A 22696-nucleotide genomic window follows, 5' to 3' on the forward strand; every position below is an offset into this window, starting at 1 on the left:
GTTCATTTTCTTCATTGGTTCGATTGTCCTTTTCTCGAAAGGATCCGCTATTTTGGCTCTGACGAATCCACTTATCCAAAGAAGAGGGGGTTAGTTCATACTCCTTAATAATATCTTTTCTTGGCTTACCATTTTGATATAGTTGCACCATTTGTTCTTTAAACTCAGCTGTAAAAGTACGTCTTGCCTTTCTGGACATAGCTCATTCTCCTCATTTCACCTGTTGAAACAAGTTTACCTGACCTTATTTTTTCTGTCTAACTTACTGTAGCCGATTCATTAGAACCTCTTTCAAAAGGGGATTAAGCTGTTTTTTATTTTTATCTTTTTGGCACTAAAACCATAAATTAGATAACAAATGAGTCGCGGATGGATTTGATTTTGAATAATGTTATAATTATAAAGATTAGATAGTTTTAGAGGTGTTATCTATGATTATTAAGTTTATTTGTGTTGGAATAAAATGCGGAAATTTATTTACATACCAAATTCGGGTGAAATGAGGAATGAATGATGAGTGAAGTGATGCTTAAAATAAATGGAATTGATATTTGTACAGAGAGCTTCGGAGATCAAACTAAACCAGCTATTTTATTAATAAACGGGGCTATGAATTCAATGGTCTATTGGGATGAGGCATTCTGTCAGTTATTAGCTGATACGGGCAGGTATGTTATTCGTTATGACAATCGAGATGTGGGGCGTTCTACAACATATGAGCCTGGTACTTCCAATTACACAGTAGTAGACATGGCCAACGATGCTATTGGAATCCTCGATGCTTACAGTGTGCAACGAGCACATTTAGTCGGTATGTCATTAGGTGGGATGATTGCCCAAGTCATATCTTATAATCATCCAAATAGGATTCTCAGTATGACACTCATATCATCTAGCCTTTTTGGAGCAGATGAAAATAACCGCGATTTACCCGAAATGGACCCCAGACTCTTGGAGTACCATACTAAAGGAGCTAGCTTAGATTGGTCAAATGAAGATGCTGTTGTCGATTATTTAGTAGAAGGGGCAAGAATGCTTTGTGGACCAAGTCGTGTATTTGATGAAGAACGTTTTTGCAAACAAGCCACCCAAGATTTTCAACGTTCAAATCATATCCAAAGTATGTTTAATCACGCAATGCTTACCGGAAATGACTTTTATGAAAATAAAATGCAAGATATCCAAGTACCCGCATTGGTCATTCATGGTACGAAAGATACGATTCTACCGTATGAACATGGGCTAGCATTGGTGAATGAATTGCCAAATTCCACACTATTAGCACTTGAAGGAACTGGTCATGAAATTCATTCTGATGATTGGAATACCATCATTCAAGCTATATCACATCATACATCAGCAAGGTAGGTTTAGGTGATTTTCTGAACTCAACCACAGGATATTTAAGAAGGGTTATATGTTCGGTTAATTACGATTGTAACCTTTCTTTTAAAGATGAAAAGATTGTCGATTGAAATCCCTTGCGATCCAGTATGGTCATGAAAATAGTTACGGTATAAAAAGGAAATCGTGCAGGGGTAGAGATTACATTCTTTCCCCATCAACATATTCAGATCAAGACTTGTTACGCTTATACTTCTATGCTCGGCATGATTGATCGCGATATCGTAAGTGTTGACTGACCCTCAAACATGTCAATTAACGCCATCTAGGATATTTATTTTGATCATATTGCTCCCCTATTTTTCAGAATGGACGGTAGCCTCTTGATCTAAGAGGCTAAGATTTAGGTTGTCATTAAGAATTTGGATATAATGGCTTCAATATCGTAAGGTGTATAATCTCCATCCAGGGAGAATACAGTATCTGCAATCTGTTCATCTTCTACTAAATTTCCACGAGCTGCTGCATGTAAGCGGAATAGGTCATATAAGGTAGGTTTGGCCATTGTACTCATTCCTTTTCCGATAGCCACTATCCCCGTTTGGTTCTCTTCAATATTATTATTATAACTGTCGGGATTGAATCTTAATGTTAAATCAGTCCAGATCACCTTTCGATCTTGTAAATCTAAAATAACTGGAATACTGATATGTGCATCACCAGTTAGATCAAGCTTATTTTGTATGGTTGATGGTTCGAAAATTTCCCCAGATTTAGGGTGTTTGCGGATCATCCAACCGGCAAAGCATTCTGGTAACGCATCAAAAGATTGGCTTGTATAAATGTGTAGGGACATGACAATATATCTACCACCATAACGCTGGATGGAAGGCATATCTAAGTCAATAAACTCACAAGCACCATTGGGTGCCTCTGTAATATCACCACTGTGATAAGAACGATAATCATGCGAACGTAAATGAGTATAAGAGATATGTTCCATATAATGCCAATTTGTATCATACATCACAACTGACAAATCCAAGTCAACACGACCTGTTGGCATATTATTGACTTCTCCTTCTCGCCACCAAGTGAAGAAACGGATTGTATTACCTTCTGGTATCGAGATTCTACTACCACGTGCAACGGTATGGACCGATTTATTGGCAGACCGTTGCGAAAATGGGACAGTATAGTCGATTAAATCTTTGGATACATATACTTTTCCAAGTGATGGTAAGGAAGCAAAGCGATTGCATAAAGCAGACTCACAAATTTGGACGACAGTAACACATGTCGAAGATGATATAAGCGATAGTCGATGTGGAATCACTTTAATCTTACCGACTATTCCTTTTGGAAAAAAGGTACGATACTTCGAGGGTTTGTCACGGTGTTTAAAATGAGTACATACTTGTAATAGAAGTGGAGTGGCTACTTGAGTAGCTATCTCCCGAAACTTTTCTAAAATCATATCATCATCAGGAAAGATACGAAGGATATGATCTAGTCGGCGTGCGAACTCACCAGGTTTTTTGCTGAGAAGTTCTAATATTTTTTCTTTATTTTTAGTTCGTATAGCTAACTCGATCTCACTATTAAATGTAGGGTATGAAGATTGATTTCGAATGATAGAAAATGCTTTGGACGCTTTGGGGAAGCGTTTTTGATACTCCATAGGATGTAGAATTTCTCCTAGGCGAATCCATTGTTTGCGATATGTAATCATTTCTGCGCTAAGATCCACTTTACAAATTTCGAGTAATCCCAAAAGTAATCTACGATCAGATCTGCTAAATTTTTTAAACTTTGTATTAGTAGCTAGGCTAATATCTCCATCCGACAACTGGGTGGCGAATCTCAATATATCAGTAGGTGACTTCACATAGTTCGAAAGAAGTTGGGAACTTGCTTTGCTACTAGTATAAAGGACACCCAAAACAAAACTCATGTTTTCTCGCATGGGTATATGCTGTGGGAGAAGCATACTACAATCAGGGAAGTGAGTGAGAGCCCAGGCAATATCTGATTGATCTGTCTTAGAAATGGAAGTGTTAGCACAAATCAAATCTTTGATCATTTGGATAAACTCATCATCTTCTCCACACTCAATCACTGTTAAATTTACTTGGTCAATTAATGGGAGACGTTTCTCTTTTGGCTTCGTGTCAGGCGGAATTTGAGTTAGGTAGTATTCAATCGCGTTTAGATATAGCTGAGATTCATCTATATGCATCAATTGTTGAGGGAAGTTGGGGTACATTGGATTATATTCTTTATCAGCACCAACTATATGACGTAAATCAGTAATTAGCTGAGTTTGAAATCGGATAAAATCAGGAATCGATAATCTGAGTAAACGTTTCATTAGAGAAATTGAAACGGTATAACCCAGAGATTCAATATTCTTCATCATTGTTGCTACATAAGGTATTGGTAGGGAATCGTTACCTAATGCTACGATCACTTTATTTTTTCGTCTAAGATATATTGTATTTTTCAAGTTGATGCAACACCTACTTCATATAAAATAAAATCAGGAGATTGATACCCCTATACCCAAATGTAATATGAAGGAAGGTGTATCATAGCCTGATTAAAGATCATTATAAGTTAGATTCTGTTAAATGTAAAGAGTTTAATGATTTATAATAAAGATTCATATGTTTATTAATACGTATATCCCACCAGCCCCCGATGTTTTTCAGAACTGGTGGTTGGGAAAGGGATTACTGTCTATATTGTAAAAGATTGATGATATCTTGATTTTCTCTTTGTTGAGCGAGTGAATATGCTGTTTCGCCGTCCGTTGTAGTCAGCGTAGGATCCGCACCGCCTTCAAGTAAGACCTCGACCATCTTTGTATCGTTTAGATCTGTTGCTATCCAGAGTGGGGTTTTACCCTCTTGTGTATATTGATTAGCATTGGCTCCACCACTGAGAATTATTTTTGCTTTCTCTGTATCTTGGAGTAAGATGGCGATCAAGAGTGCCGTTTTTCCGCTTTGCTCACATATGGACGGGGTGGCCCCACCTTTCAATAATGTTTCGATGACAGCGGGAGGGTTAAAGCGGACTGCATGGGTTAAAGCTGTATAACCTTGTGGTGTAAAAATGTTAGGGTTCCCCCCCTCCCATAAGATTTTTTTTATATCCTCGATGCGGTTTTGTCTGATGGCTTCCAGTAGAGACTCTGCATAATGGTTTATCAATGTTTGTCCCCTTCCCATTCCATTACTTTAGTTTTGCTTTATACTACGTCATTACATGGAAAGGGGAGCGGTATTATTGTAAGTTGGAGATATTTGTGTATATGCGGAAGCAACTCGGTCATTTATGCGTTAGAAGCCCGAGGAGATCGCTATAGATGTTACGATTGCAGGCAACTACGCTTGTAGGTGTTTGTAATGAAAGTGCATTTGCGTTAAAATCAGAGACGATTCCGCCAGCTTCTTCCACTAAGATACGACCGGCTGCGTGGTCCCATGGGAATGTACTAAATGTGAGATAAGCATCTAGCTTTCCCACCGCACACTTGGCTAATGTGAGCGCGGTTGCACCATAAATACGAATGCCGCGTACTTGCTCAGTTAAGTGCATGATTTTTTCCATATTGGTTTGTCGTTCTTCTTCTGGCATGTGAAGGTCGAGTGCAATCATGGCATCTGTTAACCGTTTCTGCTCTGAAAGTGGGGGAACAGGCTCATGATTAATAAAAAGCCCTTTATCACGGAAGGCGTGATACATTTTTCCTGACATCACATCATACACATAGCCAAATACCCCGATCTGCTTATGATACAGAGCGACAGAAATGACAAAGTCTTCTTGAAATGAAACAAAGTTAGAGGTGCCGTCAATGGGATCGATTAACCAAACCCATCCATCAAGGCTTTGTGGAGGATGACTCATCCCTTCCTCTCCGATAATTTGGTGATCTGGATAGTGGGATTTGATTTTTTCTACAAAAAATTGCTCGATTGTACGATCCATCTCAGTAACTAAATCATGCTCATCTGTTTTGGTTTCAAAGTGCATGGTTTTATGACGGAGAAAGTGGCGAACTTTTTGACCTGCTTCTATCACCCATTCATGGGTGTGTTCATAAATGAGAAAAGCTTGATTTTTCATGTGAACGTCTCCTTGTTTTTACTGCTATTTTAGCACATCGTTTGCAAGGCAATATACACGACACAAAAATGGGAAAGGATGGTTTAGGAAGTTGAAAAGTATATGTTTATATTTAGGGACGCTCTTGTTGGTCATGACGGGATGTGATCCCAATGCTGCCCATCAGGCTTATCAAAATCCTGTGACAAAACAACAACAACCCCAAGTGGTGAAAAAGAAAGTGGAAGAGAAAGTGATAAAACCGGAATGGAAAGCGGTTAAAATACCGTCAGCGTTAGAAGGTCTTACGCTAAGTGATGCTGGTAAGTTTGCAGGTGAGAAATATGAGCTGGATCAGGTGAAAATGGAATTAGATCAATTTCCTACAGGATTAACGGAGCGAGCGTATTATGAACGTCTCCTTGCGTTATTAGCAGAAGATTATCGTGAGTATATCTACTACTTCGAAAACTTTGATGAGAAAATGAAGCAAACGATATTAAAAAACGAGAACAAGGAACAAGTAGATGAAATAGAAGATCAACTTCAGAAGGAATTAGATAAAATGGATGATGATATGATTCGGTTAGCGGATCGTGAAGATGACCGTTTGCAAAAAGCTGTAGATCGCTTAGATGATCGTCTAGATTTACCATCTATAAGCGGATGGGTGGATGAGCGTGAAGCGCTACTTATGAAATACAGTAACCAGAAAGAGCTTTTCTATGCAGAGCACCTCAATGCGTTAGAGCAAAAGTTAGAAGATGAAAATGAGCACTCTCAAAAGTGAAGAGAGCGCTCATTTTATCACTGATTTAATTCCCGAGCCACAGCAGCTTCAGCTTCTTCTTTTCCTTTGTCTAAATTAACGAAGAATAGCATGATAATGCCTACGATAAAGAAAAAGGCTACTGAAGCAATACCAGTCCGATTTGAACCTGTTAGTTGCCCAATAATGGCAACGGCAGCCGGTCCGAATATGGCCGCAAACTTTCCAGATAAACCATAAAAACCAAAAAACTCTGCATTACGATGAGCGGGTACGATACGCGTAAATATAGAACGAGCAAGTGCCTGGCTCCCGCCTTGTACGGTACCGACAAGCGTGGCTAAAATATAGAAGTCTAACGCGTTTTCCATACGGTAACCGAGAATCGTAATAAACAAATAGACGCACAACGTAATCACGAGGGTTAGCTTGGACCCGAACTTACTCGCTATTTTTCCAAAAAAGAGGGTACAGGGAAAACCGACAAACTGCGTGATCAGAAGCGCAGTGATTAAATCTTGTTGCCCAATTCCAATTTCGGCCCCGAAGATAACTGACATCTTTACAATTGTATTAATCCCATCACTGAAAAACCAGAAAGCAATCAGAAACTTTAGTAGCTCTGGATACTGTTTGATCGCTCTGATCGTTTGCCATACACTACGGAAACCACTTAATGCGGTTGCCATAGGCGGTTGCTTTACTCCTTGGATGATTTTTTTTTCGTGTACATTACGAAAGATCGGGATTGAAAAAAGTAACCACCATATACCGGTAGCAAAAAAGGAAATTTGGGTTGCTGACAGCGAACTGATTCCCACTTTATCGTGAAAGGTGATCAGGGCTAGACTAAGGGCTAGAATACTGCCTCCACCAACATATCCATAAGAAAAACCTTTAGCTGAAACCATATCGCGATCTTTCTCAGGTGCGACATCACTTAAAAAGGCATCGTAAAAAACGTTTGCACCAGAGAAACCAAGTGTTCCCACGATCAGTAGCAGGGATGCCCAAAGCCAATCTCCTTCTCCGATGGTAAACATGAGTGTCGTTGCCAAGACACCCATGATGACAAAAAAACGTAGGAATTTCTTTTTAGAGTTCGAAGCATCTGCAATGGCGCCTAATAAAGGAGATAGGATGACTACTAAAATAAGAGAAATGGATTGCGTGTAACCCCAGTAAGCAGTAGCTGTTGCGGGTGCAAGCGTATTAGCAGCTACTTTGGAATAAAAGATTGGCATGACCGCAGCGATGATAATCGTTGCAAAGGCTGAATTAGCCCAGTCATACATAGCCCAACTACGAACTGCCTTTTTATCCATACACATTCCCCCAAAAAATATTTGAAATGATGAACTGATTATTGCAAAAAATAAATACCTTTTAAGGTTAGCATAGCATGAAATCAAGCAAATCGTATACAGCTAAGATCTACACGGGAAATAAAGAGCGTGATAAAATAAATAACGGTAGCAACCTACCTATGGTGCTAGTTGATTCCGATAAGAAAAAAGCGAAATGAACACCAAATAGCGTAGCCAAAACCGGAAGGAAGAAGCGCGCCATCTGCTTGGCCGGAAGGTTTTGGTATGTATGGAAAACGAAATCACACATCCCGGCGATACCACTACGCAGGTCAAACTGCTTTATTTTGTTAAAATAGAAGATGTCATGGATGAAATAAGGGAGCTTTTAGATGGAAAGCAAAATAGCAGGCGAAATAATCGGAAGCCAATATCATATAAGAAAAATCTTTCCTTTTGTGATGGGGACATTGTACTTCACGGATAGGACTTCTGCTAGAGGAGATGATGAAAAAAGATTTGTGCATGCCCTTGCAATGCCTAGCAACGCGTCTTCATCTCTTATTGAGGAACTTGGTCTCCGCGATGATATGATCTTTATGCCCTTAGAGAATATATTTATCGAACAAAATAACCTTTACCAGGTCTTTATACGAATGGAAGGGGGATTACTCGCTTATCAAATCCGAAAGAGATCATTCTCATTAGAGGAGATGTCTTGGCTGGTGGCAGGGATTTGCAGTCAATTGCTTCGGTTGGAGCTGGAGGGGCAATTTACACTCGTGCATCCGCAAAATATCATAATCACGAAAAGTGGAGCCATTCGCTTTTTGTATGGAGGTAAGCGTGGATTATTACCAAAGCACTTAGGGCGACTAAGTAAACAGACAGAAGAACAGATACGAACAGATCGCTTATATGATGTCTATCTAATCGGTGTACTCATCTTTCAAATCTTAACGGGGAAACATCCGGTTGAGTGGGGATTACAAGTACCTCCCCTAAAATTAGTTCGACCGGATATCCCAGAAGAACTTGATCAGATTGTAAGCCGTGCGCTTTCCTTTAATCTCGCCACCAGACCACAAATCGAAGAGATCATGTCCCTATTAAAAAGGGTGGGGTAAGGTAAGAGACCCATTTCCTTATAAAGGAGTGCATGATGATGAAGTGTACTATCTTGTCATAAAACCTAACATGAATAATTGAAAACACCTCTAATTATTGCTAAAATGAAAAAATAAAAATGTTTATGTAAAATAACTTAACATAGAGGTGTTGGATGTGAAGGTTTATGTAAAGAGTTATGTACCGATTCCATCGTCTGTTCGTTCGTTTATTGAGCAATTGTGTGCGCAATCGATTCACTTGGTCCATACAGAAGAGGATAAGATTGATTTCATGCTGATTTACGATCCTTCTTTCAACACACATATGCCGCTAAAAAAGAGAAATTTGCCTTTCGCTTACCTCGTCAACCATGAACGGATTGAGGGGAAAGGGGGCACGATGATTTTCTCTACACATATGCCTATATCTCTCGTGGTGCGAATTATGCAGCTTCATCAAGAAAACAAACAGCTGACACAGCGAGTGAATGAATTAGAAGATGGTTTAGCTGCGCGCAAAATTATTGAAAAAGCAAAAGGTATATTAATGGTAAAAGAGGGTATTCAAGAAGCAGAGGCATATCGTAGACTACGTACGAAGGCAATGAATAGTCGCAAAACGATAAAAGAAATTTCCATTCAAATATTGTACAATCAGAGTAATACCAACTATGTAATCGATCAAGTTAAAGTGTAGGCTGTAGTGAAGGGATTGTTATGATGGAGGATGACAGGGCGAAAAAACAGGGCGGTAAAAATAAAATCATAAATCGCTTTGGATGGTTAGGTTTATTGGCTGTTACGGTATTAACCAAGTTAAAATCGATTCTCCCGCTACTCAAATTGGGCAAATTTGGTGGAACAATCATCTCGATGTTTGTTTCAATTGGAGCTTATGCGCTTCTCTTCCCATGGTCATTTGCGATTGGTCTGGTCGTGATGATTTTTATACATGAAATGGGACATGTGTGGGCTGCGAAGATAAAAAAAGTGCCAGTATCAGCACCAGCTTTTATTCCATTCGTGGGTGCATTGATTACGATGAAGCGCCAGCCTAGTGGAGCGGAGACGGAAGCGTTCATCGCATTTGGTGGACCACTACTCGGTACACTTGGTGCTGTCATCACCTATTTACTTGGTGTTTGGACAGGAGAGCAGATTTTTTATGTAGTCGCAACAATCGGCTTTTTTATCAATTTAGTGAACCTGATACCAATCCATCCTTTAGATGGTGGGCGCATTGTGACAGCGATTACACGCTGGCTGTGGGTGCTTGGGTTAATCGGTGGCTTGGCTTTCATTATTTACTTGCGATCGGTCATCTTTACCTTGATTTATGTGTTATTTGTTTGGGAGCTCTGGTCGGCATATCGAAATAAAAAGAAGTCAAATGGGAAATGGATGAAAAAGGTACGCCTTTCTGCTACAGTAGCGGAAGATCTTTTTCAGAAAGCAGGAACTTTCATCCCTTGGATTGAGCATCAAAGAGAATTGCGCTTTGTACAGTTTTGTGATTTAGAAACCAAAAAACATATTGCGCATATCGTTTATCCAGGAGTAGGTGTGATTGCAAAACTGGAAGATCCAGAAATTGTTGAAGGTCAGATCGAGCGTGTCAAACTCTTAAATACTACACCAAAATCGGCACTTAGTTATTCGGTCGAGATGAAGTTTGAGATTTACTATAATCCTGCAACAGAAAGAATGGGATCGATGCATCAAGATAAGGCCTACTTTGACGTAAAGCCGGCTGTGCGCTGGGCTTATGGGGTTTCTTACCTATCACTCATTCTGTTTTTAATTTATATGCTGATGCTTGTTCCAGATATTTCTGTGTAAGAGGGCTCGTAGACGCTACAAAAAACTCACATCCACGAATCGGTTTGTGGATGTGAGAGCGTGGATGGATATCTACTTTTCAACCTGGAATTGTTTGCTAATCATTTGATGTGTGGTTGGCGTGGTCACATGAACGATTACTTCGTATTGACCTTCTTCCTCATATTTTACTTCAGCTTCATATACACCATCTTTTTGTTGTGTTGCTTCGGTTTTTGTATGCTCTTTTTGTTCCTTCTTCCACACTTCAAATTCTACTTTCGCATCTGTTACAGCTACATCGGCTTTCTTGATATCAGCAGTTAAAGTAACAGCTTCATTTTTTTTAATCGATTCTTCGGAGGTAGCAAATTGAATCGTTAGTTCTTCATTCATTTTATCGTCTTCCATACTTCCGTGATTCATTCCACTATGCTCGGACTTGTCAGTTTCCTGACCGCAACCTAGTAGACTGATCATAAAAAAGATACATAGACCACCTAGGAAACCGAGTTTTATGATTTTCATCCATGTAACACCCTTTCGCTTAATACGATAAACTTCTCATATCTTAATACACCCTCCTTGATTTAGAATCCCCCATTGGAGTTATTGATGATACAAATTATGGCCAGTAATTTTGATGCTTCATGGTTTTGTCAAATATTTTGTCGCTTGTAATACTTTGGCGATAAGCACGTGGTCCCTCGATTAACCAAAAATCTCTTAATTCTTCTCCTGCCATGTTTAAGCTTTTTTGTGGTTGCAGATCTTTTTTCTTTTCCGTTTGAAATAAATAAATAATGGTCTTTAACATCACTTTTTAGCTCCTTTTTTGCGCACAAAAGCCACAGGCGACGGTCCTGTGGCTACAAATGATCTATATATGTAACCACAGGCGCTACGATGACCTGTGGTTCTTTTAGCGATTAAACAAAATTCATTTAACGCTTATCGATAGAGGTCATCTGATGATTTGATTCTGTATAAGGGATTGCAGCATGCTCAGCAGTGAAGTAATGCATCTAAATGACCTCCTTTTGTCAAATGAATTTATTCTATTCTAAATGTTACAGTTTACCAGCATTTATGTCAATTCTTTTTTGAAAAAATTTTATAAAAATGTTATATTTGTATGCTTCTCTTGTTGGTGCCTAAAAATGATAAACAAAGTAATCCATTCATATGAGAACGGAAATGTTAATTGTATGTAGAGAGTCTTCGTGCTAAACTGTTTGTTATTTATCTAAAGGAAAAGAAATGGAAGGTGACATTGTGAAGGCGATATTATTTGATTTGGATGGTACTTTATTTCAGACAGAGAAGGTGGCGGTGCCTGCTTTTCTCGACACTTTTCAATGGTTGATTACAGAAGGATTATATGATGGAGAAATTCCGGATGAGCGTAAAATTGAATCTGCTTTTGGGCTTACGCATGATGAAATCTGGGATCTGCTACTGCCAAATTGTGATGAAGATGTACGCGCTCGAGCTGATCAAATCATGTTACAAGCGGAATTGGAGCGTTTTGATCGAGATTTAGGTGTTTTGTACCCGGGAGTTGGGGAATTATTACATCACTTATATCAAAAGAAATTACCACTATTTATTGCAAGTAATGGCTCTCCTGATTATGTTTATGCAGCCCTAAAATCCAAGAAGCTCGTATCTTTATTTACAGGTATATACACAGCTGGGGGATACCAAACAAAAGAAAAAGTGGACTTAGTAAAAATCGCGATGACAGAGCATGGTATTACGGATGGCTATATGGTAGGAGACCGAAATTCTGATATTAAAGCAGGAAAAGAGAATGGGCTTATTACCGTAGGGTGTCGATATACTGGATTTTCATTATTTGGAGAAGCGCATGAGCTAGATCATGCTGATCATATCATTAACCATCCCAATGAATTGCTCTCATTACTTTAGATTTTGCTTAAATCATGAAAAAGTGAAATGAGACTGCCTTACAAGAGGTTGTTCTTGTTTCACTTTAATAGAAGGAGGGGAATGAAATGGACGATATATGGAATATCTCCTTTTGGGAGATTGCAATTCGGTTATTGTTAGCGGCCGTTTTAGGTGGCTTGGTAGGATGGGAGCGAGAACGAAATAATCATCCTGCTGGATTCCGAACGCACATTCTTGTTAGTGTAGGGGCGGCACTTATTATGTTGCTATCTATTTATGGTTTTTCTGATTTTAATGACCACCCCAATGTTCGGTTTGACCCTGCGCGACTTGCTGCCCAAGTGATCAGTGGGATTGGATTTCTAGGTGCGGGAACGATCTTGCGGCATGGCATTAGTGTGTCTGGTTTAACAACGGCTGCCTCGCTATGGGTAGTTGCTGGGATTGGATTAGCTGCAGGTGCCAACTTTATGTTTGGTGCGATTTTGACGACTGTCATTGTGCTTGTAAGCTTAGAATTGTTAAACAGGCTTGAGGGAATATTAGTTAGAAAAAGGCATTTGCGAAAACTGGATGTGATTGTAAATGATCAACCGGGGATACTCGGTGATTTGGTTGCGTTTATTGACTCCAATGGGGGGAGTGTACGTAAAGTAAATATGGAAGAAGGAGATGATAATACGCTTAATATCTCGTTTATCATTCGCTTTTTTGACTCTACTTCCATTACGATCCTCTGTGAAGAAGCGAGAAAGGTCAAAGGTGTTAAATCAGTTCGAACAGAGCAATAAAAACATGTATAAGTACTTAAAAATAAGGGTAAATCAATAAAGTATCAATTAGGTATTGGCAAAGAATGATCTTTTGATTATAATAAAGTCAGAAGGTCAAAGATAGTCAAAGTCAGCAAGGAGGTGTCCGAATGGGAAATGTATCGGACATCATTGCCCAGTATATTACGGGCATATTGGAAGATAGTCCAACAGGTACCGTGGAAATCAAGCGAAGTGAATTAGCGTGTGCTTTTCAGTGCGTTCCTTCGCAAATCAATTATGTGATTAGCACCCGCTTTACGATCGAGAAAGGCTATCTTGTTGAAAGTAAGCGGGGTGGCGGAGGATATATTCGTATTCAAAAGATTCATTTGAAAAGTCGTCAAAGTGACTTTGAATATTTGTTAAATCATATCGGAAATGCGATTCCGCAGTTGACTGCAGAGCATTTGATTAGTCGTCTGGTGGATGAAGACTGGATCACCGAGCGTGAAGCGCTGATGATGAAGCGACTTATTGCCAGAGAAACCTTACAAGTCCCCATTCCCATCAGAGATCAACTGCGCGCACGCATGATGCGTATCCTGATTATTACTATATTTACCGATAAAGGAGAGTGAAGGCCGATGTTATGTCCAGAATGTGGAAAACGGCCAGCAACACTTCACTACACCAAAATTGTAAATGGTGAGAAAACTGAATTTCATCTTTGTGAAGTGTGCGCCCAAGAAAATGGTGAATACTTACCAGGTTTTGAAAATGGCTTCACCTTTCACCAGCTACTCTCTGGGCTACTTAACTTCGAACCGATGGCTTCGGAGTCGAGTCAAGCTCCTGGATTTCAAGAAAACAGCTTACGCTGTTCTACTTGTGGTTTGACCTATAATCAATTTAGTAAAATTGGCAGATTTGGATGCGGAGACTGCTATGAAACTTTTGAAGAGCGGCTCGATCCACTTTTGCGACGTATACATGGCAATGCGACACATCGTGGTAAAATCCCGTCTCGAACAAGAGGGAATTTAAAGATTAAAAGAGAAATTGAAACCTTGAAAGAACATTTATCACGAAAAATTAATGCAGAGGAATTTGAAGAGGCAGCCAGATTGCGCGATCAAATTCGTTCATTGCAAGAACGGTTGAAGAAGTAGGAGGGGTCAAGATGTCACTTGAACATTTTATAAAAAACGCGATTAGCGAATGGATGAAAGTGAAGGGGCCTCAATCCGACATCGTTTTTAGCAGTCGTATTCGAATTGCACGCAATTTGTCAGGATTACCCTTTCCAATGTTAAGTACAGATTCACAATCTGAAGAAGTTGTAAACCGAGTTGAAGAAGCTTGGAAAACAAATAAACAAGAGTTAGCGGATCTGGCGGCTGCCGAGTTTGTGCGGATGAAAGATTTGAATGAACTAGAAAAAAGAGTACTCGTAGAGAAACATCTGATTAGTCCGATGCTAGCGGAGGAGTCACGAAATGGAGCTGTACTATTGGCTCAAGATGAATCTTTTAGCATTATGATTAATGAGGAAGATCATATTCGCATTCAGTGTATTTTTCCGGGGCTACAACTCGAAAAAGCATGGAAGTTAGCAGATCAGCTTGATGAATGGATTGAGAAAAATCTATCCTATGCTTTCGATGATCAGCGTGGTTATTTAACCAGTTGTCCTACAAATGTAGGAACGGGGATCCGGGCATCGGTCATGATTCACCTACCCGCACTAGCTATGACGCAACAACTAAACCGAATCTTACCAGCTATCACACAGGTTGGTTTAGCTGTTCGAGGTATTTATGGAGAGGGTAGTGAAGCACTAGGTCATTTGTACCAAGTATCCAATCAGGTTACATTAGGTCAATCTGAAGAAGAGATATTAGATAAGTTGCAAGGCGTTGTGTATCAAATGATTGAGCATGAACAAGCTTCACGTAAAAGACTACAAGAGATATCATCTGTACAGTTAGAAGATCGTGTGTTTCGCTCATTAGGCATTTTGACACATTCGCGGATTATTGATTCCAAAGAAGCCATGAAGCGACTATCTGATGTACGCTTAGGTGTTGATTTAGGGTTGATAACGGATGTGTCTGCCAACGTCATGAATGAACTGATGGTTATGACGCAACCCGGTTTTCTACAGCAATATGCGGGGAGCCGCTTAGATGCTGAACAAAGAGATATTAGACGCTCCAAATTAATACGAGAGCGCTTGGGACTAGAAAACAGAAGTTAATAATTTCGATTAATTATAATGACATAAAGTGGGGTGCATGAAACGATGATGTTTGGAAGATTTACAGAGCGTGCGCAAAAAGTGTTGTCACTTGCTCAAGAAGAAGCTGGAAGACTTGGACATAGTAATATTGGTACAGAACACATTTTACTCGGGCTCGTACGTGAGGGTGAAGGTATCGCAGCAAAAGCCTTAATTGCACTCGGTCTAGGGCTCGAAAAAATTCAAAATGAAGTAGAGACCTTGATAGGAAAAGGACAGAGTGGGCCCACAAACATCGCATACACACCACGTGCTAAGAAAGTAATTGAACTTTCCATGGATGAAGCACGTAAACTAGGTCATACTTATGTCGGCACTGAGCATATTTTGCTCGGGTTAATCCGTGAAGGTGAAGGTGTTGCGGCGCGTGTTCTAAACAATTTGGGTGTTAGCTTAACCAAAGCAAGACAACAAGTACTGCAATTACTTGGAAACAGTGAAAGTACAACTAATAATCAGAGTTCAGGCAGTGGAGCCAACACACCAACTTTAGACGGCTTAGCGCGTGATCTGACTCAAGCAGCTCGCGATGGAAATTTAGACCCCGTAATTGGGAGAAGTAAAGAAATTGAACGTGTGATTCAGGTGCTTTCCCGACGTACCAAAAATAATCCGGTCTTAATTGGAGAGCCTGGAGTCGGGAAAACGGCTGTAGCTGAAGGGTTAGCACAGCGGATTGTAGATGGCGAAATTCCCGAGATCTTGCGTGGTAAACGTGTTATGACATTGGATATGGGAACGGTTGTCGCTGGAACCAAATATCGGGGTGAATTTGAGGATCGACTCAAAAAAATCATGGATGAGATTCGTCAAGCCGGCAACGTCATCTTATTTATTGACGAGTTGCACACACTAATTGGTGCAGGTGGTGCAGAGGGTGCAATTGATGCCTCTAATATCTTAAAGCCAGCTCTGGCGCGTGGAGATTTACAGTGTATTGGTGCGACTACCCTGGATGAATATCGTAAGTACATCGAAAAAGATGCAGCATTAGAGCGTCGTTTTCAACCGATTACAGTAGATGAGCCAAGTAAAGAAGAGGCTATTCAGATCTTACAAGGTCTACGTGACCGTTATGAAGCGCATCATCGCGTTAAGATTACAGACGAAGCGATTGAGCAAGCGGTTAAACTATCGGATCGTTACATTTCAGATCGATTTTTACCGGATAAAGCAATTGACTTAATTGATGAAGCAGCCTCTAAAGTTCGTCTATCTTCGTATACGGTACCACCAGAGTTAAAAGAGCTAGAGCAAAAAATGGACGAAGTGAAAAAAGAGAAAGACGCAGCTGTGCAAAGTCAAGAATTTGAAAAGGCAGCTTCGCTTAGAGATACAGAACAGAAACTACGTGAAGAGATTGAAGTGACGCATAACACGTGGAAGCAAGATCAGGGTGTTACCGATTCTGAAGTAATCGCAGAAGATATTGCCGATGTGGTCTCCAACTGGACGGGAATTCCTGTAAATAAATTGGCGCAGGAAGAATCGGCTCGTTTGCTCAATATGGAAGATATTTTGCATAATCGGGTGATTGGGCAGGAAGAAGCGGTTAAATCTGTAGCGAGAGCAATCAGACGTGCGCGTGCTGGCCTAAAAGATCCGAAGCGTCCAATCGGTTCGTTTATCTTCTTAGGGCCTACTGGAGTCGGTAAGACTGAGCTTGCTAGAGCACTGGCAGAATCAATGTTTGGTGATGAAGATGCCATGATCCGGATTGACATGTCTGAGTACATGGAGAAACATTCTACTAGCCGCCTTGTCGGTTCGCCACCCGGATACGTAGGTTATGATGAAGGTGGACAATTGACTGAGAAAGTGCGCCGCAAACCATACTCTGTTATTTTATTTGATGAGGTAGAGAAAGCCCATCCTGAAGTCTTTAATGTGCTTCTACAAGTGCTTGAAGATGGTCGATTAACGGATGGTAAAGGGCGTGTCGTCGATTTCCGTAACACGATCATCATCATGACATCGAATGTGGGGGCTTCTAGCATCCGTAAAAATACACGTCTAGGTTTTACCGCAGATGTGAGCGGAAATGATGACTATGAACGTATGAAAGAGAATGTAATGGAAGAGTTAAAGAAAAGTTTCCGCCCAGAATTTTTAAATCGTATCGACGATGTGATTGTGTTCCATTCATTAAGAGAAGAACACCTCGTGAAGATTGTCTCCTTAATGTCTAATGAATTGCGTACGAGACTACAGGAGCAGGAGATTACTTTTGATCTGACCGATCAAGCTAAAGAGCATCTAGCTAAAGAAGGCATGGATCTGACATATGGTGCACGCCCCTTACGTCGAGCGATTCAAAAACATATTGAAGATCGACTATCAGAAGAGCTACTTCGAGGTCATATCAAACGTGGTGATACCGTTACGATTGATATAAAAGAAGGCGAGTGGATTGTTGAAAAAACAAATAAGTCATCTTCTAAATCTGTATAAGAACATTCTTGTTGAGCTTTAAGGTGGGTTCAGACCCCTACTTTTACAAGTGGAAAGTCATGAAAGTTAGCACATTTGGTATAAGAAAAACGAGATTTAGAGCTATGCCTCAAGGGGTATAGCTCTTCTCCTATTTACGACGAGGATTCTTTTTCATAGGATAAAAGAACTTTGTTATAATGGTTTATTAAGGAGGCGGACGAATGGCGAAAGCAAAAACAAAAACGAAGTTTGTTTGCCAAGACTGCGGATACGAAAGTGCAAAATGGATGGGGAAATGTCCTGGATGTGCACAGTGGAGTACTTTGGTCGAAGAGCGAGAGCGAAAAGAGACCTATATTCCAGGCGTAGGTGTAAAACGAGGCGTTAAACGAGAAAAAGCGGTTCCGATCACAGAGGTAGAAAAACTAGATCAGCCTCGTTATGACATCGGAATCCGTGAATTTAATCGTGTATTGGGCGGTGGCTTGGTACCCGGATCGTTTGTACTTGTCGGTGGTGACCCAGGAATTGGGAAATCTACGCTATTGCTCCAAGCGACGCATGAATTAGCAAGCCGAAATATGTCCATCTTATATATATCTGGTGAAGAATCTACCGAACAAATTCGTTTGCGCGCTGACCGGCTAGGTGCACTGCGAGATGAATTAATGGTTGCAGCTGTTACTGACTTGACTGAAATTGAGCAATTGATGAATGAGGTCTCACCTAAATTGATGGTGATTGACTCGATCCAAACGATGTTTCATCCCGAAATTACATCGGCACCAGGAAGTGTTGCACAAGTACGGGAGTGTACAGGTCAATTGATGCGTTGGGCTAAAGAACAAGGGATTGCCATTATGATTGTAGGTCATGTTACGAAATCAGGTGCATTAGCTGGCCCTCGCATGTTGGAACATATGGTTGATTGTGTGCTTTATTTTGAAGGGGAGCGGCATCATACGTATCGGATATTACGCGCAGTCAAGAACCGGTTTGGATCTACCAATGAAATTGGTGTATTTGAAATGAAAGAGGGAGGCTTACAAGAAGTAGGTAATCCGTCTGAATTGTTTTTAGAAGGGCGTCCAGTAGGGGTGCCAGGTACTGCTGTCGCAGCTAGTATCGAAGGGACAAGACCCGTTCTGATAGAGTTACAAGCATTAGTAAGCCCTACTAGCTTCGCGACCCCAAAGCGTATGGCTACAGGTGTGGATCATAATCGAGTCACGATGATTATGGCTGTTTTGGAGAAGCGATTGGGTATGTTTTTGCAAAATCAAGATGCTTACTTAAATGTTGTTGGTGGTGTACGATTAGATGAGCCAGCAGTTGATTTAGCTATTGCGATCAGTTTAGCGTCTAGCTTTCGGGACAGAGCAGTAGAGTCAGGTGATATTTTTATTGGTGAAGTAGGGCTAACAGGGGAAGTAAGAGGCGTATCTCGAATTGAACAACGCGTGACGGAAGCGAATAATATGGGATTTAAGCGTGTGATACTTCCTTCAAAAAGCCTGCGTGGCTGGACTGGGCCTCGGGATATAAAATTGATTGGTGTAGATAGTCTAGAGGAAGCTTTGCGGACGGCGTTGGGAGGATAAACTTGTGAAAGAAGTAAGTAATCGAGAGGCAATTCATAATCAAACCTTGCAATTGGTCGCGCCTGGGACAGCTTTTCGCGAAGGGCTCGACAATGTACTAGGGGCTAAGACAGGTGCGTTAATCGTAAGAGGCTATGATGAAAATGTACGTGAAATCGTAGATGGTGGCTTTCATATTGACTCTCCATTCTCTCCTGCTCACTTATATGAGTTAGCAAAAATGGATGGAGCGATTATACTAAGTAATGATGGGAAACGCATTCTATATGCCAATGCGCAGCTGGTACCTAGTTCGTCCATTTCTTCGACAGAGACTGGAATACGACATCGGACCGCACAGCGAACAGCGAAACAGACAGGTAAGTTGGTTGTATCTATTTCGCAACGCAGAAATATTATTACCTTGTATCAAGGCAATCTACGATATGCGCTAAAAGATATTGGTGTTATTTTGACTAAGGCGAATCAAGCTGTCCAGACACTTGACAAGTATAAGTCTGTGCTTGATCAAGCAACTACCAACCTGAGTGCGCTCGAATTTGAAGAGTTGGTTACCTTAAATGAAGTTTCGTTAGTGCTTCAACGGGTTGAAATGGTCTTACGCATAAAAAGAGAAATACAATCATATATTCATGAACTAGGAATAGAAGGTCGTCTCATCAGTATGCAATTAGAAGAATTAGTTTCTAATGTGGAGGAGGAAGCTGAACTTTTGATCTTAGATTACTGTTTTGATCCGGTTATGATTGATCCTTGTCATGTATTTATGCGTTTGGAAGAGTTAACGGCGGACGACTTGCTTGAACACGCTAATCTGGTCCGCATTTTAGGCTATAGTGGCAATATGAATATTCAAGAAGCAGCTGTATCTCCACGTGGTTATCGTCTGCTTAACAAGATATCGCGTATTCCTTCACATGTGATTACCAAGCTAGTGGATCGTTTTCAAACGTTGTCACAACTTATGTTAGCGTCGATTGAAGAGTTGGATGAAGTGGAAGGCATTGGTGAGATTCGTGCCAGAGCGATTAAAGAAGGTTTACGGCGTATTCAAGAACAGGTCTTTATTGACAGACATATCTAAATAACCTAGAATTAATACCACTACGGCTAAAAGATTACTTCACTCGTCTGTATAGAGATTTGCTTAATTTAAATATTTAGGAGGTTCCCGTATGTTTGCTAGAGCTTTACCCAGTTGTTTTACGGTTGGGAACTTATTTTTGGGAATCATGTCGATCATATTAGCCGTACAGAACGAATGGAAGTATGCAGCTATTATGGTAATTATCGGGATGTTATTAGATGGTCTAGACGGTCGTGTAGCGCGTATGTTAAATACACAAAGTGAATTTGGAAAAGAGCTGGACTCATTATCAGACTTAATTTCTTTTGGGGTTGCACCTGCAATTATTATGTATATATCCGTTTTTGATCAAGTTGGCCCAGAAGGTTGGTTGGTAACAGCTATTTTCCCGATATGCGGGGCGTTAAGGCTTGCGCGGTTTAATGTTTATCCGGGGGAACCAGGTTACTTCATCGGGCTTCCGATTACGGCTGCAGGTGGGATCCTGGCAACGATGGCCTTATATAATGAGTATATTCGTAATCCTTATGTGCTCATGCTTGGAATGGTCTTCTTATCGTATCTGATGGTCAGTAAAGTGCGATACCCGGCATTTAAAAGGTTAAATATACCGAGACCTGTATTATGGACCGCGCCTTTCTTATTAATTTTGATTGTTATAACTGCTTTCAAATTTCCAAATGAATTACCGAAAGTAATGTTTATTCCCCTTATCCTGTATGCGTTGTACGGTGTAAGTAAAACGTTTAGAAAGAAACAACAAAACGGGTCATGAGATTTAAAATAATATAGATAAAACAGAAAAAGGAAACCTTGCCTTTTATTGGATCGGTATAGGTTTCCTTTTTGTTGAATAAACAAAGGTAAGGGATATTTCAGATGTCACCGTAAATGGTATACCCCTAATGTAAATAGGCGATCGGATTCTTTCTCTAAGACATCAGCTAATTTTAAATCGAGTAAATTACAAACAGAAGTGAGATAAAATATATTTTTGCCGATTTCCGCTGAAATAACGTCATGGCAATGATCACATAATTTGCCGTCTAAATGAGTGGACAGCTGTGCACTCCACTCTGATACTTTGCTATTATCTGGATAATTTTGCTTTTTAGCATCTACTTTTATACAACCACAATCTGTTACCGATTTCATTAAGGCGCGATTTACACGAGCGTTTGACTCTTGGAACTTGGAAGTTACATCAAGAAAGCTGCGATGACGGATCAGTAAATCAGATACCTGTGTTTGAAAGGATTCGAGAGATTTTTCGCTCATGATATCCACCTCTTTATCTGTTATTCTCTCCACAACGACGCGTCAATCATATTCCTAATTTTCGCATCTTCATTATAGCGGCTTTAAGACATAAGTGTCAATTTTTAGAATTCGAACTATTATTGCTTACTATCTAAAAAAAATATTGACGAGTTAAATGATTATGTGCTAAGATGAATTATTTTAATCAAGTTGACTATGTGGCTGTTTTGTGATATCTTGGAAAATAGATATTGCCATCTGGAGGTGGTTCTTTTTGTTCAACATTGGCGACAAGGTTGTTTATCCAATGCATGGGGCTGGTATCATCGAATCGATTGAGGAAAAGGAAATTCTAGGTGAACGGCAGAAATATTATGTCATGCGAATGCCGATAGGTGATATGAAAGTGATGGTTCCGATGAAAAATGTACAGACAATCGGCTTAAGAGGAGTCGTAGATGATCGTACTGTTGAAGCGGTTCTTGATAAAATGAAAAATCAAGAAGATGGGGACACCACGAACTGGAATCGCCGGTATCGTGCCAATTTGGACAAAATGCGTAGCGGAGATATTTATGAGGTAGCAGATGTTGTGCGCTCTCTTATGCTCCGAGAATGCGAAAAAGGATTATCTACAGGGGAACGTAAGATGCTTGACAATGCCAAGCAGATCTTAATTAGTGAATTAGCTCTAGCGCGTGATTTGAAAGAGGAGCAAGCGTTTGAGTTAATTGATGACATCGTAGCCGCAGAAAGAGAATAGAAATGACAAGAGAAAAATTCATTTATTTTTTTTATATATAGGGGTTGTAAGTGAGCTGGATTGTCTATAATGGTAGTATGCAAGTTCAGCAGTAAACTTGTCAACCAATTAAATGAGTGTGCGG

Annotated in this window: 23 protein-coding genes; 15 read left to right on the plus strand and 8 right to left on the minus strand. The window is 40.2% G+C overall.

What is annotated here, in order from left to right; translation table 11 throughout:
- Positions 1 to 199 (minus strand): transposase (locus tag IC619_RS16860; RefSeq protein WP_249669863.1); only part of this gene is annotated, 199 nt, incomplete at its 3' end.
- A 314-nt stretch (positions 200 to 513) separates the two neighbouring features.
- On the opposite strand from IC619_RS16860, the gene mle reads away from it, so the two are divergent.
- Entirely contained in the window at positions 514 to 1368 is an 855-nt protein-coding gene (gene mle / locus IC619_RS12920) for an alpha/beta fold macrolide esterase (RefSeq protein ID WP_191140698.1), read from the plus strand.
- 379 nt (positions 1369 to 1747) lie between these two features.
- Here the strand turns inward: mle and IC619_RS12925 are convergent, their stop codons facing one another.
- The 3 genes from IC619_RS12925 to IC619_RS12935 form a co-directional block, all read right to left on the minus strand.
- Positions 1748 to 3850, minus strand: coding sequence for a TerD family protein (locus IC619_RS12925; protein WP_191140697.1), 2103 nt, complete (start codon positions 3848 to 3850; stop codon positions 1748 to 1750).
- Positions 3851 to 4076: 226 nt separating this feature from the next.
- Positions 4077 to 4559 carry an ankyrin repeat domain-containing protein gene (locus IC619_RS12930; protein ID WP_191140696.1) on the minus strand — a complete coding sequence of 161 codons (483 nt, stop codon included), beginning with the start codon at positions 4557 to 4559 and terminating at the stop codon, positions 4077 to 4079.
- 118 nt (positions 4560 to 4677) lie between these two features.
- The gene (locus IC619_RS12935) at positions 4678 to 5478 is read right to left on the minus strand and encodes an inositol monophosphatase family protein (protein WP_191140695.1); all 801 of its coding nucleotides are present in this window, start codon (positions 5476 to 5478) and stop codon (positions 4678 to 4680) included.
- Between the two features lie 91 nt (positions 5479 to 5569).
- Here IC619_RS12935 and IC619_RS12940 point away from each other — a divergent pair, with 91 nt between their 5' ends.
- A complete protein-coding gene (locus IC619_RS12940) occupies positions 5570 to 6247 on the plus strand; it encodes a hypothetical protein (protein ID WP_191140694.1) in 678 nt (225 codons plus the stop codon).
- Positions 6248 to 6264: 17 nt separating this feature from the next.
- Here the strand turns inward: IC619_RS12940 and IC619_RS12945 are convergent, their stop codons facing one another.
- Complete coding sequence (locus IC619_RS12945) at positions 6265 to 7551, minus strand: MFS transporter (protein ID WP_191140693.1); 1287 nt, start codon at positions 7549 to 7551, stop codon at positions 6265 to 6267.
- A 374-nt stretch (positions 7552 to 7925) separates the two neighbouring features.
- On the opposite strand from IC619_RS12945, the gene IC619_RS12950 reads away from it, so the two are divergent.
- The 3 genes from IC619_RS12950 (at position 7926) to IC619_RS12960 (ending at position 10481) form a co-directional block, all read left to right on the plus strand.
- Positions 7926 to 8660, plus strand: a complete 735-nt coding sequence (locus tag IC619_RS12950; protein ID WP_191140692.1) for a serine/threonine-protein kinase — start codon at positions 7926 to 7928, stop codon at positions 8658 to 8660.
- Positions 8661 to 8817: 157 nt separating this feature from the next.
- Positions 8818 to 9339: an ANTAR domain-containing protein gene (locus IC619_RS17240; protein WP_191140691.1), complete on the plus strand. Its 522-nt coding sequence runs from the start codon at positions 8818 to 8820 to the stop codon at positions 9337 to 9339.
- 20 nt (positions 9340 to 9359) lie between these two features.
- Entirely contained in the window at positions 9360 to 10481 is a 1122-nt protein-coding gene (locus tag IC619_RS12960; RefSeq protein ID WP_191140690.1) for a site-2 protease family protein, read from the plus strand.
- Positions 10482 to 10553: 72 nt separating this feature from the next.
- Here IC619_RS12960 and IC619_RS12965 read toward each other — a convergent pair whose 3' ends face one another.
- A complete protein-coding gene (locus tag IC619_RS12965; protein WP_191140689.1) occupies positions 10554 to 10988 on the minus strand; it encodes a FixH family protein in 435 nt (144 codons plus the stop codon).
- A gap of 97 nt (positions 10989 to 11085) precedes the next feature.
- Complete coding sequence (locus IC619_RS12970) at positions 11086 to 11277, minus strand: hypothetical protein (RefSeq protein ID WP_191140688.1); 192 nt, start codon at positions 11275 to 11277, stop codon at positions 11086 to 11088.
- A 458-nt stretch (positions 11278 to 11735) separates the two neighbouring features.
- Here IC619_RS12970 and IC619_RS12975 point away from each other — a divergent pair, with 458 nt between their 5' ends.
- The 9 genes from IC619_RS12975 (at position 11736) to pssA (ending at position 21324) form a co-directional block, all read left to right on the plus strand.
- On the plus strand, positions 11736 to 12392 hold the full coding sequence (locus IC619_RS12975; protein WP_191140687.1) for an HAD-IA family hydrolase: 657 nt from the start codon (positions 11736 to 11738) through the stop codon (positions 12390 to 12392).
- An 86-nt stretch (positions 12393 to 12478) separates the two neighbouring features.
- Positions 12479 to 13165 (plus strand): MgtC/SapB family protein, encoded by a 687-nt coding sequence (locus tag IC619_RS12980; RefSeq protein WP_191140686.1) that lies wholly within the window; start codon positions 12479 to 12481, stop codon positions 13163 to 13165.
- Positions 13166 to 13296: 131 nt separating this feature from the next.
- Positions 13297 to 13767, plus strand: a complete 471-nt coding sequence (locus IC619_RS12985) for a CtsR family transcriptional regulator (RefSeq protein ID WP_191140685.1) — start codon at positions 13297 to 13299, stop codon at positions 13765 to 13767.
- A 6-nt stretch (positions 13768 to 13773) separates the two neighbouring features.
- On the plus strand, positions 13774 to 14298 hold the full coding sequence (gene mcsA / locus IC619_RS12990) for a protein-arginine kinase activator protein McsA (RefSeq protein ID WP_191140684.1): 525 nt from the start codon (positions 13774 to 13776) through the stop codon (positions 14296 to 14298).
- An 11-nt stretch (positions 14299 to 14309) separates the two neighbouring features.
- A complete protein-coding gene (gene mcsB, locus IC619_RS12995) occupies positions 14310 to 15386 on the plus strand; it encodes a protein-arginine kinase McsB (protein ID WP_191140683.1) in 1077 nt (358 codons plus the stop codon).
- 45 nt (positions 15387 to 15431) lie between these two features.
- Positions 15432 to 17879, plus strand: a complete 2448-nt coding sequence (locus IC619_RS13000) for an ATP-dependent Clp protease ATP-binding subunit (protein ID WP_213260921.1) — start codon at positions 15432 to 15434, stop codon at positions 17877 to 17879.
- A 203-nt stretch (positions 17880 to 18082) separates the two neighbouring features.
- Positions 18083 to 19462 carry a DNA repair protein RadA gene (gene radA / locus IC619_RS13005; RefSeq protein WP_191140682.1) on the plus strand — a complete coding sequence of 460 codons (1380 nt, stop codon included), beginning with the start codon at positions 18083 to 18085 and terminating at the stop codon, positions 19460 to 19462.
- A 4-nt stretch (positions 19463 to 19466) separates the two neighbouring features.
- Positions 19467 to 20546 carry a DNA integrity scanning diadenylate cyclase DisA gene (gene disA / locus IC619_RS13010; protein WP_191140681.1) on the plus strand — a complete coding sequence of 360 codons (1080 nt, stop codon included), beginning with the start codon at positions 19467 to 19469 and terminating at the stop codon, positions 20544 to 20546.
- Between the two features lie 91 nt (positions 20547 to 20637).
- Positions 20638 to 21324 carry a CDP-diacylglycerol--serine O-phosphatidyltransferase gene (gene pssA / locus IC619_RS13015; RefSeq protein ID WP_191140680.1) on the plus strand — a complete coding sequence of 229 codons (687 nt, stop codon included), beginning with the start codon at positions 20638 to 20640 and terminating at the stop codon, positions 21322 to 21324.
- Positions 21325 to 21431: 107 nt separating this feature from the next.
- Here pssA and IC619_RS13020 read toward each other — a convergent pair whose 3' ends face one another.
- Positions 21432 to 21827 carry a DUF1573 domain-containing protein gene (locus tag IC619_RS13020; protein ID WP_191140679.1) on the minus strand — a complete coding sequence of 132 codons (396 nt, stop codon included), beginning with the start codon at positions 21825 to 21827 and terminating at the stop codon, positions 21432 to 21434.
- 256 nt (positions 21828 to 22083) lie between these two features.
- On the opposite strand from IC619_RS13020, the gene IC619_RS13025 reads away from it, so the two are divergent.
- Positions 22084 to 22572, plus strand: a complete 489-nt coding sequence (locus IC619_RS13025; protein WP_191140678.1) for a CarD family transcriptional regulator — start codon at positions 22084 to 22086, stop codon at positions 22570 to 22572.
- Positions 22573 to 22696 lie beyond the last annotated feature (124 nt).

It is taken from the genome of Polycladospora coralii (assembly GCF_014773435.2).
GTDB lineage: Bacteria > Bacillota > Bacilli > Thermoactinomycetales > Thermoactinomycetaceae > Polycladospora > Polycladospora coralii.